6 protein-coding genes are annotated in these 15,555 nt (G+C 59.6%); all 6 read left to right on the forward strand.

Translation table 11 applies throughout. The annotated features are described in order from the left end of the window. Nucleotides 1-1,117: chromosomal replication initiator protein DnaA (dnaA, locus tag G3O06_RS25625; RefSeq protein ID WP_205817894.1), on the forward strand; the 1,117-nt coding region annotated here is incomplete at its 5' end. 168 nt (nt 1,118-1,285) lie between these two features. Next, on the forward strand, nt 1,286-2,392 hold the full coding sequence (gene dnaN, locus G3O06_RS25630; RefSeq protein ID WP_122943982.1) for a DNA polymerase III subunit beta: 1,107 nt from the start codon (nt 1,286-1,288) through the stop codon (nt 2,390-2,392). A gap of 192 nt (nt 2,393-2,584) precedes the next feature. Further along, on the forward strand, nt 2,585-5,059 hold the full coding sequence (gene gyrB, locus G3O06_RS25635) for a DNA topoisomerase (ATP-hydrolyzing) subunit B (RefSeq protein WP_205817895.1): 2,475 nt from the start codon (nt 2,585-2,587) through the stop codon (nt 5,057-5,059). 775 nt (nt 5,060-5,834) lie between these two features. After that, nucleotides 5,835-7,154, forward strand: a complete 1,320-nt coding sequence (locus G3O06_RS25640; protein ID WP_205817896.1) for a reverse transcriptase domain-containing protein — start codon at nt 5,835-5,837, stop codon at nt 7,152-7,154. A gap of 271 nt (nt 7,155-7,425) precedes the next feature. Then, nucleotides 7,426-10,383 (forward strand): DEAD/DEAH box helicase, encoded by a 2,958-nt coding sequence (locus G3O06_RS25645; RefSeq protein WP_205817897.1) that lies wholly within the window; start codon nt 7,426-7,428, stop codon nt 10,381-10,383. A 2-nt stretch (nt 10,384-10,385) separates the two neighbouring features. Continuing rightward, entirely contained in the window at nt 10,386-15,503 is a 5,118-nt protein-coding gene (locus G3O06_RS25650; protein WP_205817898.1) for a class I SAM-dependent DNA methyltransferase, read from the forward strand. Nucleotides 15,504-15,555: the final 52 nt, after the last annotated feature.

Genomic DNA, 15,555 nt, shown 5'->3' on the forward strand with positions numbered 1-15,555 from the left:
TCTGCCCGCGCACGAAGCGGCCGCCGGCCGTCGCACGTGGCGCCCGGGCCCGGGTGCCGCGCCCGCCGGCGGTGGCGAAGCCGATTCGATGTACGAACGCTCGAAGCTGAACCCCGTGCTCACGTTCGACAACTTCGTGACCGGTAAGGCGAACCAGCTCGCACGCGCCGCCGCGATCCAGGTCGCGGACAACCCGGGCATCTCGTACAACCCTCTGTTCCTGTACGGCGGCGTCGGCCTCGGCAAGACCCACCTGATCCACGCGATCGGCAACCAGCTGCTGCTCGACAAGGCCGGCGCGCGCATTCGCTACATCCATGCCGAGCAATACGTGTCGGATGTGGTGAAGGCGTACCAGCGCAAGGCGTTCGACGACTTCAAGCGCTACTACCACTCGCTCGACCTGTTGCTGATCGACGATATTCAGTTCTTCTCCGGCAAGTCGCGCACGCAAGAGGAATTCTTCTACGCGTTCGAGGCGCTGGTCGCGAACAAGGCGCAGGTGATCATCACCAGCGACACGTATCCGAAGGAAATCTCGGGGATCGACGATCGCCTGATCTCGCGCTTCGACTCGGGCCTCACCGTCGCGATCGAGCCGCCCGAGCTGGAAATGCGCGTCGCGATTTTGATGCGCAAGGCGCAGTCGGAAGGCGTGAACCTGTCGGAAGACGTCGCGTTCTTCGTCGCGAAGCACCTGCGCTCGAACGTGCGCGAACTCGAAGGCGCGCTGCGCAAGATCCTCGCGTATTCGAAGTTCCACGGCCGCGAGATCTCGATCGAGCTGACCAAGGAAGCGCTGAAGGACCTGCTGACCGTGCAGAACCGGCAGATTTCGGTGGAGAACATCCAGAAGACCGTCGCCGACTTCTACAACATCAAGGTCGCCGACATGTATTCGAAGAAGCGTCCCGCGAACATCGCGCGGCCGCGGCAGATCGCGATGTACCTCGCGAAGGAACTCACGCAGAAGAGCCTGCCGGAAATCGGCGAGCTGTTTGGCGGGCGCGATCACACCACCGTGCTGCATGCGGTGCGCAAGATCGCCGATGAGCGCAGCAAGGACGCGCAGCTCAATCACGAGCTGCACGTGCTGGAACAGACGCTGAAGGGCTGAGCGCGCGGCGCGCTTGATAATTCGGCCTCCGCCCCAATTTAAGGGGGGCGGTTCGGTTTTGAGGCACAATACTGGTTTGACCGCCCCGGTGGTGGCGGGCCAAGAGCCCGGCTGGCGGGGCGCTGCGAGGCTGCTGCGCTGCAGGCCGTTACTCAACGAAGGAACTCTATGCAACTGGTCAAGACCGAACGAGACACCCTCCTCAGGCCGCTGCAAACGGTCAGCGGCATCGTCGAACGCCGCCATACGTTGCCGATCCTCGCCAACCTGCTGATCACCAAGAACGGCTCGGACGTTTCGTTCCTGTCGACCGACCTGGAACTGCAGATCACCACGCGCGCCGATTTCGGCGTCGGCGGCGACCAGGTCGCGACCACCGTCGCGGCGCGCAAGCTGCTCGACATCCTGCGCGCGATGCCTGACGGCCAGGTCACGCTGTCGCTCGCCGACAAGCGCCTCACCGTTCAATCCGGCAAGAGCCGTTTCGCACTGCAGACGCTGGCGGCCGACGAGTTCCCGACCGTCGCGCAGGCGAAGGATTTCGGCGCGACCCTCACCGTCCCGCAGAAGTCGTTCCGCCAGCTGCTCGGCATGGTGCACTTCGCGATGGCGCAGCAGGACATCCGCTACTACCTGAACGGCATGCTGCTCGTCGTCGACGGCGACCAGCTGATGGCCGTGGCCACCGACGGCCACCGCCTCGCGTTCTCGTCGATGAAACTCGAAGGCGGCACGTTCGGCCGCCAGGAAGTCATCGTGCCGCGCAAGACGATTCTCGAGCTGCAACGCCTGCTCGAAGACATCGACGACACCGTCACCATCGACATCGCGCAAACCCAGGCCAAGTTCACGTTTGGCCAGGTCGAGCTCGTGTCGAAACTCGTCGAGGGCAAGTTCCCCGACTTCCAGCGCGTGATCCCGAAGGCGCACAAGAATTCGTTCGAGATCGGCCGTGAAGAGCTGCAGCGTTCGCTGCAACGCGCGGCCATCCTGACCTCGGACAAGTTCAAGGGCGTGCGCTGCATCATCGCACCGGGCCAGTTGAAGATCATGTCGACCAACGCCGATCAGGAAGAGGCGCAGGAAGAACTGGAAATCGCCTACCAGGGCGATACCGTCGACATCGGCTTCAACGTCACGTATCTGCTCGACGTACTCGCGAACCTGAAGGTCGACACCGTGCAGGTGAGCCTCGGCGACGCCAGCTCGAGCGCACTGATCACGGTGCCCGAGAACGAAGAGTTCAAGTATGTCGTGATGCCGATGCGCATCTGACGCGCGCGACATCAAGACACACACCAGGGGGCGGCAAGCCCCTTTGGCGTTTTTATGGCGAACCGACAACCCGTCCCTTTGGTGCCTCACCGGTGCCTTGGACGGGCCAGGAAAACTGGAGCGGCCCGGCGTTTTCGCAAGGAAACGCACCATGCCGCCGCTTGAGTGGCCTCGCAGAACCGGAAGATATCCATGAGTGAACAGCACAATCCGCAACCCGATAACAGCAGCTACGGCGCTTCGTCGATCCAGATCCTCGAAGGTCTGGAAGCGGTGCGCAAGCGCCCCGGGATGTACATCGGCGACACGTCGGACGGCACCGGTCTGCATCACCTCGTGTTCGAGGTGCTCGACAACTCGATCGACGAAGCGTTGGCCGGGTACTGCAACGACATCCACGTGACGATTCACGCCGACAACTCGATTTCCGTGACCGACAACGGCCGCGGGATTCCGACCGACGTGAAGATGAACGACAAGCACGAGCCGAAGCGTAGCGCTGCGGAAATCGTGATGACCGAGCTGCATGCCGGCGGCAAGTTCGACCAGAACAGCTACAAGGTATCCGGTGGCCTGCACGGCGTGGGTGTGTCGTGCGTGAACGCGCTGTCGAGCTGGCTGCGCCTCACGGTGCGCCGTGACGGCAAGAAGCGGTTCATGGAGTTCCATCGTGGCGTCGCGCAGGATCGCGTGCTCGAGACGGTCGATGGCGTCGAAGTGTCGCCGATGCTGGTGACCGGTGACACCGAGAACCGCGGCACCGAAGTGCACTTCATGGCCGATCCGACGATTTTCGGCACGGTCGAGTATCACTACGACATCCTCGCGAAGCGGATGCGCGAGCTTTCGTTCCTGAACAACGGTGTGCGGATTCGCCTCACCGATCTTCGTTCGGGCAAGGAAGACGATTTCGCATTCGCCGGCGGTGTGAAGGGCTTCGTCGAGTACATCAACAAGACGAAGACCAACCTGCACCCGACGGTTTTCTTCGCCAACGGCGAGAAGGATGGCGTGGGCGTCGAAGTCGCGATGCAATGGAACGACAGCTACAACGAGAACGTGCTGTGCTTCACGAACAACATTCCGCAGCGCGACGGCGGCACGCACTTGACCGGCCTGCGCGCCGCGATGACGCGCGTCATCAACAAGTACATCACCGACAACGAAATCGCGAAGAAGGCGAAGGTCGAGACGACCGGCGACGACATGCGCGAAGGGCTGTCGTGCGTGCTTTCCGTGAAGGTGCCGGAGCCGAAGTTCAGCTCGCAGACGAAGGACAAGCTGGTGTCGTCCGAAGTGCGCGCGCCGGTTGAAGAAGTTGTGGCGAAGGCGCTGGAAGAGTTCCTGCTCGAAACGCCGATCGACGCGAAGATCATCTGCGGGAAGATCGTTGAGGCTGCTCGTGCACGTGATGCTGCGCGGAAGGCTCGCGAAATGACGCGCCGCAAGGGTGTGCTCGACGGCGTCGGCCTGCCCGGCAAGCTCGCGGACTGCCAGGAGAAAGACCCGGCGAAGTGCGAAATCTACATCGTCGAGGGTGACTCGGCAGGTGGGTCGGCGAAGCAAGGGCGTGACCGGAAGTTCCAGGCAATCCTGCCGCTGCGCGGCAAGGTGCTGAACGTCGAGAAGGCGCGCTACGACAAGCTGCTGTCGTCGGAACAGATCGTCACGCTCGTGACCGCACTCGGCTGCGGGATCGGCAAAGAGGATTACAACCTCGACAAGCTCCGCTATCACCGCATCATCATCATGACCGACGCGGACGTGGACGGTGCGCACATCCGGACGCTGCTGCTCACGTTCCTCTATCGCCAGATGCCGGACATGATCGAGCGCGGGTACGTGTATATCGCGCAGCCGCCGCTTTACAAGATCAAGGCGGGCAAGGACGAGCGGTATCTGAAGGATGACGTGGAGCTCAACGCGCACATGCTGCGGTTGGCACTGCAAGGGTCGGAGCTGGTGCCGGGTGAGAATGCGGCCGTGATTTCGGGCGATGCGCTTGGTGAGCTGGCGCGGTCGTATCTGCTGTCGAAGAGCGTGATCGAGCGGTTGAGCCGGTTGTATGACCCGGCCGCGCTTGAAGCGATCATGGACGGGGTGGTGATCGATCTGTCCAACGAGGCTTCTACGGAGGCTTCGGCTAAGGCGCTGCATGCGGCGCTGCATGATGAAGCGCTGAAGAACGAAGTGCGGGTCGTGCCTTCGTATGACCCGGTTCGCGAACAGCGGTCGCTGCATGTCGAGCGTACGCATCACGGCAACGTGCGGGTTTCGGTCATCGACCAGGAATTCCAGCACACGGCGGATTATCAGCAGCTCGTGACCACCGCGAATACGTTCAAGGGGCTTATTGGCGAAGGTGCGGTCATCAAGCGTGGTGAGCGCAGCATGGCTGTGAGCGACTTCAAGAGCGCGATGAAGTGGCTACTGGCGGATGCAGAGCGGAACGTTTCGAAGCAGCGGTATAAGGGGCTGGGCGAGATGAACCCCGGGCAGCTGTGGGAAACGACGATGGATCCGGCAGTGCGGCGACTGCTGCGCGTGCAGATCGAAGACGCGATTGCTGCGGATGGGATCTTCACTACCCTCATGGGGGATGATGTAGAGCCGCGGCGAGCGTTTATCGAGAGCAATGCGTTGCGGGCGGGGAATATTGATGTCTAAGGCCGTTGTAGATAAACGCATAACCTGAGAATCTGGGACCCATAAGTTGAGAAACTTATGGGTCTTTATTTGTTGATAGCACGTATGTGGCCATTGCAACGCCCCATTTTTCCGGAGACCTGTCCCTGAAAGGGACCAAGATTGCGCTGCCTTGACTTTGGTGACGCGTGCACCGGTGTCATCTGACGTGACGTTGTGTGGACGACGTTGTGCGCGCCGGGCATTTCTGGTATCACTAAAGCAGTTTGCTTGTGCCTCGTGCTGAGTGGTCCGGCCACCGGAACCGCAAATTCGCACGGTGCGCCCGGCGTGCAGCAATGTATCGCCGGACGGGTCAGCCATAGCATCGGCGCGCCCGCAGGAAACAGCCCGAGCCCTGTAGTCCGCCTTAGCACCGTAGCTTCAGCCGTTTTGAGGTCGCATTGGACGGTCGGTAGACTTTATTTTCAGGCTTGGGCGGGCTTGACGCTTCGCGGCGCTTGCCAGCCTGGGCAAAAAGCCCAGAATGGGAGGCAAAAGTGGGGTTTCAGGTCGAAAGCAAAAACGTGCCAGCGGTGGGCGCTTCGGCGACTGCCTCTCGGCTTGCGCATTGTTCTTGTGCCTCGTGCTGAGTGGTCCGGCCACCGGAACCGCAAATTCGCACGGTGCGCCCGGCGTGCAGCAATGTATCGCCGGACGGGTCAGCCATAGCATCGGCGCGCCCGCAGGAAGCTGACCTCCCTGGGCTTGGGGCAAGCGAACCAATGCGGCCCCGTACCCAACAAGAAGCAAAGGAATGGGCCCGCTCTACAAGAAGGTTTGTCGCACACCGAATCTGCGTAAAGCCGCTCGCGCTGTGCTTGCTAACGCCCTGAATTCAACGTCTGAGAGCACCCGTGACGAGGCGTCCAGCTTCCAACTGGCGCTCGACAAGCACCTTGCCGCGCTCCGCAAAGAGTTGGTCGCCGGTACCTTCAAATTTCCTCCGGCACACGGAGTTGCTGCCAAGAAGGCGAACAAGTCGACTCGTCGACCTATCGTCATCGCACCCATCAAATCCCGCGTTGTACAACGCGCTATCCTCGACGTGTTGAGTGGCCTGAAATTCGTAAAGGATGTTCAGAAGAAGTGGTTCAACTTCGGCGGTGTGGAAGATGGCGGCGTAGCGAAGGCTATCGCCCGCACGTACCAAGGTGCTATGCATTACCAGTATTACATTCGTACCGACATCAAGGACTTCTTCACGCAGGTTCCGAAGGACGCGCTGCTTGCAATAGTTACGGAGCATACCGACGACCCTCAGTTTGATGAGTTGCTGAAGAGCGCCATCCAGGTCGAGCTCGCGAACATCGCGGAACTGAAGGAGCACACAGACCTTTTCCCCCTGTCATCGCGTGGTGTCGCGCAGGGTTCTTGCCTCTCGCCCTTGCTATGCAATTTACTGTTGCATGACATCGATGAGCACCTCAACGGCGGCGACTGCATGTCGGTGCGCTACATCGACGACCTCATAATTTTCGCACCCAATCGAAGCCAAGCCTTCAAAAGGCTGAAAGAGCTCAAACAGGCACTCGACGAATTCAAACTCGATGCGTACGACCCACCGACGCGAGGTAAGGAGTCGGTCTCGTCGAAAGCGGCAGCGGGCGAGACGAAAAAGGGCTTCTCGTTTCTCGGCTGTGACATCTCACCTGAAGCCATCTCGCCAGGTAAGGCCGCTCGAAATTCATTGCTGGCGAAGGTGGATGTTCTCTGCCGAGGTGCGCTGGAAAGTGAGCGGCATCTCAATATCCGAGCAAGGATGCCACTACAGTTTGTGAAAGACCCTACAATGCTGGGCACTTACTGGCGCATCTCGAATACTGTTCGAGCGTGGGGTGCCGCATTCTCGTTCTGCACTGACCAACGTATTTTCAGGCAGTTGGATGCTGAAGTTGAAAAGAGACTGACCGGCCTACGCCAACAATGGCACATCAAGGCGAAGTCGCTAAGTCCTGCAGACCGTCAACGCCTTCTCGGGATACACCTCCTCGACGATACCGCCTTCAAGACTGAATTTGCCGAGATGGTGTCATCGCGCGCCGGGACAAACGGGCAAAACAACTCAGCGAAATGACAGCAAACAAGAAGCGCTCCCGGTCACCGCGAACGAAGCCGCCTCAGGGGCATCGAGGAGCTGCCCCGGGCCCGCTCGGACTCAATTTTTCTGTGCCCGTGGCATACCGAAATCTAGTCAAATTGATGTAAATGTCCTGTTTTCTCAAATATTCACGGGTTGTGGATTCAAAGCTTTGGGTACGGCACGGGGTCGCGTCGGTCACGAACCGGACGGGTCCTCCGTGTGGCAGTGGTAATACGAACGTATTGATTTCGGGAATTTAAACAACATGCTTTCCTTCGCACCTGGCTCGCGTGCCGTCATCCGTGATGAGGAATGGCTCATTCGCCGTGTTGACCCCACGACCGACGGCGGCTCGTTGTTGACATGCGACGGCGTCTCAGCACTTGTTCGAGGTCAGTCAGCGCTGTTTCTGACGGAACTGGAGGACGCAATCGAGGTCCTCGACCCAGCGGAAACCGAGCTGGTGCCTGACACAAGCCCCACGTACAACGCAACGGTCCTGTACCTCGAAAGCATGCGCCGCCGTGGGATGGCGAACGACGCACGCATCCATCTTGGGCATCGTGGCGTGATGAACGTCGTACCGTATCAGCTTGACCCTACGCTCCAGGCCCTGCATCAACCACGTTCACGCATCCTCATTGCCGATGCAGTTGGTCTCGGTAAGACACTCGAAGCGGGAATACTTGCCACCGAGCTGATTCAGCGTGGGCGTGGCAAACGCATCCTCGTTGTCACGCAGAAGGCGATGCTTACGCAATTCCAAAAGGAATGGTGGAGTCGCTTCACCATACCGCTGGTCCGCCTCGATTCTGTGGGCCTTGCGCGAGTGCGCAACCGGATTCCGACGAACCATAACCCGTTCAATTATTTCGACCGCAGCATCATCTCCATCGATACGCTCAAAAGCAATCTTGAGTATCGGAATTATCTTGAGAACGCGTGGTGGGACATCATCGTCATCGACGAATGCCATAACGTTGCCGCGCGGGCAGGCGAAGGCGGTCTGTCTCGACGTGCACGCCTGGCGCGGCTGCTGTCCAGCCGCTCGGATACGCTCATCCTGCTGTCCGCGACGCCTCATGATGGCTCCGCTCGCAGCTTTGCGTCGCTGATGAGCCTGCTGGACCCGACAGCTATTCCCGACCCGGATAACTACACGCCGGAGGATTTTCGCAGCAAGGGTTTGGTTATCCGTCGATTCAAGAAGGACATCAAGGACCAGGTGCAATCGGATTTCCAGGAGCGCCGGACGCTCAGTCTGCGTCAGGATGCTAGTGCGGAGGAGGAGGCCGCATACCGAGCGCTGCTCGAAGTGCCTTTCACGCAGGGCGGCCAGAAGAACGGGGGGCGCCAGCAGGAACTGCAGCGCGTCGGCATGCAGAAGGCGCTGTTCTCAAGCCCGGCAGCGGCCCTCAAGTCAACCGACAGGCGCATTGCGGTGTTGCGGAACAAGTCCGGTCCTACGCCCGAAGAACTGTCCGAGGTAGAGGGTCTTGAAGTCCTGGCTGATGCGCTCGAAGTGCTCGTCAATGACTCCACTGCGCGCAGCTTCAGCAAGTACCAGCGACTGCTAGAACAGCTGCGTTCAGACGAGTTCGGGTGGCGGCCGCGTAGCGCAGATGACCGTCTGGTCATCTTCTCCGAGCGTATCGACACACTGGAGTGGCTGCAAAGACAGCTTACCGTCGACCTCCAGCTCGAGTCGAATCAGCTGGCCGTATTGCATGGCGGCTTGCCGGATACCGACCAGCAGTCAATGGTCGAGCGCTTCGGTCGCAAAGAGGACGCGCTACGTGTGTTGCTGTGTTCCGACGTCGCGAGCGAAGGTTTGAATCTGCATTACTTCTGCCATCGCCTCGTGCACTTCGACCTTCCCTGGTCACTGATGGTGTTCCAGCAGCGCAATGGTCGCGTGGACCGGTACGGGCAGAAGCATCAGCCGAACATCCTCTATCTGTTTACCGAAACGGTGAACGAAAAGATTCGTGGTGACCTGCGTATCCTCGAAATTCTGCAGGCTAAGGACGACCAGGCGTACCAGAATCTCGGTGACCCGTCGGCCTTTCTCAACGTTTTCGACCCGGACAAAGAAGAGGCCAAAGTCGCCGATTTCATGGCAGATGGAATGCAACCAGAGGAAGTTGAGGCCCAGCTCGACCAAAATGCCGCGAACGAAGGTACTAATGAAGACGGGGGCGATTGGCTTATGCAGCTCTTTGGTGGTGACACGGACAGTGCAGATAGTCGCGCGAACCAAACGCCCGCTACGCCTGCCGGTAGCAGTCTCGACCAGATTGACGACCGCGCATCACTGTTCCAAAGTGATTTCCACTTCGCGAAGACTGCCCTTACGCAGCTTAATCAAGGGCAGACGCTGTGCGACTGGACCTCGCACGAAGAGGAACAGGTCATCGCGTTGACCGCCCCACGCGACCTGCAGGAACGCCTGCGGCAGCTCCCTCGTGAAGTGCAAGCCGACAACGACCATTACACGCTTTGTGCCAACACGATGCGTATGATGGACGCAATTGAAATCGCCCGTCAGGCGCGCTCCGAAGAAGAAACATGGCCGCAGCAGCACTACCTATGGCCGCAGCATCCCATTATGGAGTGGCTTGGTGACCGGGTACTCACGCACTTCGGTCGTCACAAGGCGCCGCTGCTGCAAAGCCACAAGCTTGCGCCCGATGAACAAGCGTTCATCCTGATGAGCCTGATTCCGAACCGAAAAGGCCAGCCACTGCTGGTCGAATGGCAGGTAGCCTGCCGCAACGGCGACGACGCGTTCGCGTTGGAATCGTTCGATGCTTTCATCGAACGTGCGGGTATCCGCGCAGGTGGTCTGCCAAACCGTGGAGAAACGCTCGCGCTGCAAGCTCTCCAAGCGAAGATGCAGCAAGCGCTGCCACTGGCAGTGAAATACATGCACGAGTTCATGGTGGAGCGCCAGCAGACCTTCTCCGCTGACATGCAGGCGAGGCTGAAGGACACTCTTGGCGAGCTGGAGCGCCTGCAGGGGCGGCAGATGGAACAGCTTTCGCTGAATCTGGAAAAGCAGCTCGAAACCGTCAAGCAAGGCCGCTTCGAGCGACGCAGCCAGCAAATCCACAAAGTATTTGATGATTACCGCCGCTGGGTGGAGGACACCCTGACCACCGAACCACGGCCCTGGATTCAGGTACTGGCCGGTGTGTGCCATCCCCAAGCTGCCGGAGTTTGACCATGCCCGTACTCGACGCCGTACAGACCTTCGCTGGCATCAGCAACGAAAACGAGTTCTACAGCCACACGTACCTAACCGCGGTATTCAAGGACGATATCAGGGACCGTTTGGCCGACTGGGACGCAGAAGAAACGCAGCACGCTGGCGATGAAGCTCACCGCGCTCCATACAAGCGGCTGCAGGGCTGGGCGCAGCGCTGGTTTGCTCTACGTGGTCAGGTTACGCGTGGCCGTGATGAACATGAGCGCTGGCAGCTTTTGATGGAGTTGCAGTCTGGCCTGTTACGGGCGCTCGGCTATCGCCAGCCGCCGCGCACGGTCACGCTGCACGAGTTTGTCAACGGGTTACCAGTGCCGGTCTGGGATGTGCAGAGCACGCGCCTCGCCATCATTCCGGCCTACCGTCCCGGTGCGGAAGACGACGACCTACTCGACCAGCAGCTCACTACCTTCCATTACGGAGGTGAGCCGGTGCCCGCCGAGTTGCGCGGTGAGACATGGGCGACGATGCTGTCCAACGCCGTGTTCGGCGCTGACAACCCGCCCCGTTATGTCCTGCTGGTTGGCCTCGATGAATGGCTGCTGCTCGACCGCTACAAGTGGCCGAATAACCGTGCTCTGCGATTCAACTGGGCCGACATACTCGACCGCAAGGACGCGGACACTCTCAAAGCATGCGCGGCGCTGCTGCATCGGGATTGCCTCGCCCCCAGCGAGGGTAGTAGTTTGCTTGAGAGCCTGGATAGCAATGCACACAAGCATGCGTTCGGCGTCAGCGAGGACCTTAAATATGCACTGCGTGAGGCCATCGAAATTCTTGGTAACGAGGCCGCGCGCCAGCTCGATGAACTCGCCACGGGCAGCAAGAAGAGCATTTACTCCGGCGCCTACAAGCTCGACGCTGGCGCGCTGAGTCTCGAATGTTTGCGGCTCGTATACCGGCTGCTCTTCATGTTTTACATCGAAGCGCGCCCAGAACTGGGCTATGTGCCAATCCAGAAGAGCGAGGTCTACCTCAAGGGTTACAGCCTCGAAAGCCTGCGCGACCTAGAGATGCAGCCGCTCACCACACAACACGCACGCGAGGGCAGATACTTTGACCTGACGCTGCGGCGCCTGTTCAGGCTGGTCGCCCATGGCTGCGGTATGAAGAACCAGCATCATTTGCACGAAGTGGCCCAAGGTGCGATGGATATCTTTGCGCTAGCGCCGCTCGACAGCCGCCTGTTCGACGATAGCACCATGCCGCTGCTCGATAAGGTGCATTTCCCGAATGAGGTGTGGCAGCACGTCATCCGCCTGCTGTCGCTCAGCAAAGCGCAGGGAAAGGGCCGTCGCCTCGGCCGCGTGAGCTACCAGATGCTCTCCATCAACCAACTTGGTGCGGTGTACGAGGCGCTGCTCAGCTACCGCGGCTTCTTTGCCGAAGAAGACCTGTATGAAGTCAAACCCGCGCCGAAGAAGGCAAGCGCAACCAGCAGTGGTGACGATGAGGACGGCAACGATGGCGTCGGCGACGACGACACTAAGAGCGGCAGCTCGCGCGTGAGCGATTCCGATGCCGACAAGCTCGAAAACGCCTGGTTCGTGCCACGCAGCCGCATCGACGAATACCGCGACGACGAGAAAGTCTACGACGTCAACGAGAGCGGCCGTCGCAAGCTGCGGATGTATCAGAAGGGCGCATTTATCTACCGGCTGGCCGGCCGAGACCGACAGAAGAGTGCAAGCTACTACACGCCCCAGGTACTTACGCAGTGCCTGGTGAAATACGCGCTCAAGGAGCTGCTGGTCAGCGAGCGCGTGAAATGCGCCGACGATATTCTGACGCTTACGATATGTGAACCCGCAATGGGAAGCGCGGCGTTCCTGAACGAAGCGGTCAATCAGCTGGCGGAAGCCTACCTGGAGCGTAAACAGGCTGAACTCAAGCAACGCATTCCGCACAATATGTACCCGCAGGAACTGCAGAAGGTGCGCATGTACATGGCGGACCGCAATGCGTTCGGCGTGGACCTGAACCCCGTCGCGGTTGAGCTGGCCGAGGTATCTATCTGGTTGAACGCCATTTACGGTGACGAGGACGAGCAAGGCAGGCCGTTGCCAGCACGTGTGCCCTGGTTCGGTTACCAGCTCTTTACCGGTAACAGCCTCATCGGCGCGCGTTATCGGGTGTTCAAAGCCACCGCGCTGGTCAAGGGCGCGAAGCCTATGTGGCACGAAGAGGCACCACGTCGGGTGACTGCGGAAGTCCCGCGCCAGGCGGATGAAATCTGGCACTTCCTGCTGCCCGACCCCGGCATGGCGAATTACACCGACAAGGACGCAAAGAAACTCTACCCGGAAGACTTCAAGCGCCTTCAGGCTTGGCGCAAGGCCTTCACTGCGCCGCTGGCCGCCTTCGAGATTGCGCGCCTGCAGCAACTCAGTGCGCGGGTGGACGAACTGTGGGCGGAGCATACCAGGGCACTCGCACGTGACCGAGACCGTACCGAGGACGCGCTGGATGTGTGGCCGCACAAGGCGGATGTAAAGCAAATCGGCGCCAGCCATATTAGCCGTGCCGAGAAAGACACCATTCGCCGTGAAGGTTTGTTGAACGAAGACGGCGACCTTGCGACGCCCTTCCGGCGCCTAAAGCTGGTGATGGACTACTGGTGCGCACTGTGGTTCTGGTCCATCACCGAATCCGTTCAACTACCGAGCCGTGAGCAATGGTGGATGGAGATTGGAGCCATCCTCGAAGGCAACGTGTTGGACGTGTCCCAACAATTTGGCTTGGACCTGCAACCTACCGAACTCGAGCAACCGCAAGGGGTGATGCCGGAGGTTCAGGGCAGCCTGATTGGTTTCGAGACCCAACTGCCTCTGACTGAGTCGGCAGCACAGCCGAAGTTACACGACAAGTTTGGGCAGCTGCGTATCAGCAGGTTACGCCAGCACTTCCCGCGTGTGACAACGGTGGAAGCCATCACCGACGCGCGTCGTTTCATGCACTGGGAGCTGTGTTTCGCGGATGTGCTCCTGCGCAAAGGCGGCTTTGACCTGATACTCGGGAATCCACCCTGGATTAAGGTGAACTGGAACGAAGCGGGTATCTTGGGCGAGCACAATCCCATCTTCGCGATTCGCAAAATCAGTGCGAGCGACCTGGCCAAGCTCCGGGCGGAAGCCTTTAGCGAGACTCCTGGATTGCAGGCCGCGTGGACCGAGGAGTTGGAAGAAGCAGGGGGCATGCAGAATTTTCTCAATGCTGTCCAGAATTACCCACTGCTCCAAGGCATGAAGGCCAATCTGTACAAGTGCTTCATGCCGCTGGCCTGGGGGTTGAACGGAGCGCATGGTGTGACTGGGCTACTACACCCGGAGGGCCCGTACGACGACCCTGAAGGTGGCGCATTGCGTGAGGTGGTGTATCGGCGACTGCGGCGGCATTTCCAGTTTGTTAACGAGGCACACTTATTTGCTGAAGTCCACAACCTCACTAGGTACAGCATCAACATTTATGGTGCTACGCTGACTCAGCCTGACTTCGACCAGCTGGCAAATCTGTTCGTGCCGGCCACAGTGGACGCGTGCTACCAGCACGACGGCCAAGGTGTGGTCGGTGGTTACAAGAACGAGGCCGGCCAGTGGAACACTGGCGGCCACCACGACCGCATCGTGCGCGTGGATGAGAAGGCGCTTACCATTTTCGCCCAACTGTATGACGACCCGGGTACGCCGCCGCTACGCGCACGTCTGCCGGCGTTGCACGCCGGTGCACTGAACAGCGTTCTCGCGAAGCTGGCGGCCTATCCGCGTCGCTTGGCCGACTTTAAAGGGGGCTATTTTTCGACGCAGCAGTGGAACGAAAAGCTGGCACAGGATGATGGCACCATCACGCGTCGGCCGGCTAGCGACAATGGCTTTGCCACTTTGCCGGAAGACCTGGTCCTTTCAGGGCCGCACTTCTTCGTTGGAATTCCCTTCAACAAGACTCCATTTAAGGCATGTACATCCAACAAGGCATATGCTCAGTTGGACCTTGAAACCTTGCCTGACGACTACCTTCCGCGCACTAACTATCGACCGATGGCCGACCGCGAGGAATACTTGCGTCGTACGCCAAGGGTGAGCTGGGTCGAGGAAGGGGAAACGCAGGGGCGTCTGGTGACGGAGCTTTTCAGATTAGTAAATCGGGAAATGATTGGACCAGCTTCAGAGCGAACGCTGATTACGACTCTTGTTCCCCCCGGACCGGCACACATCAACACCCTACTTGGTCACGCGTTTCAAAGTAATCAGCATTTATGCGGTGCATTAGCCTATACGCATTCTCTGCTCGCCGATTTTCGTGTGAAGTCAACCGGTATGGGACACGCCAATACAACTCTTGTAGGCCAATTGCCCATACCGGATACTTGGGCCCCAGATGTTGTTGGGAGAGCCTTGTCGCTCAATTGCTTGACCAACCATTACGCGCCGCTTTGGGAGGCAGTGTATGACTTTGCGTTTTCGGAGCAGAGCTGGAGCCAACCCGATAACCAACGCTTGCCACAGGAATTCTGGCAGAATCTCACGAGCACATGGACACGAGATTGCGCTTTGCGTAGCGATTACGCACGTCGCATGGCGCTAGTCGAAATCGACGTGCTAGTCGCGCAGGCGCTGGGTCTCACACTCGATGAACTTCTGCTTATCTACCGCGTGCAATTTCCGGTGATGCAGGGTTACGAGCGTGACACCTGGTACGACATCAACGGCCGTATTGTCTTCACCATCAGTAAGGGTCTTGCCGGGGTCGGCCTGCCACGCAAGGGGGCCCGCAGCACGCCGAAGATGCGCATCGTAACGCCCGACGGCAAGTCGCGCGAAGACAATTTCGGCTGGGAAGACCTATGGGCCTATGCTGATGCAGAGGCGGGCGATAGCGAGGATGTCGCCAAAGTTGGCGGCAGGCCGAAGGTTCCGGATGGCACGGCCATTACGCAATGGGTAACCGACGACACGCTTCCGGGCGGCCCGCGCATCGTTGAGCGTACCTATGTAGCGCCCTTTGCTCGAGCCAATCGCGAGGACGACTATCGCGCCGCGTGGGCGGCTTTTGCGCCACTGTCGATGGTTGAGGGTGAGTAACCGAATCGACCCAAACCGACGCCTCGGAAGAGCAACCCCACATATCGAAGCA

Origin of the sequence: Burkholderia sp. Ac-20345 (genome assembly GCF_017104825.1) — a bacterium.
Taxonomy (GTDB): Bacteria; Pseudomonadota; Gammaproteobacteria; order Burkholderiales; family Burkholderiaceae; genus Burkholderia; species Burkholderia lata_B.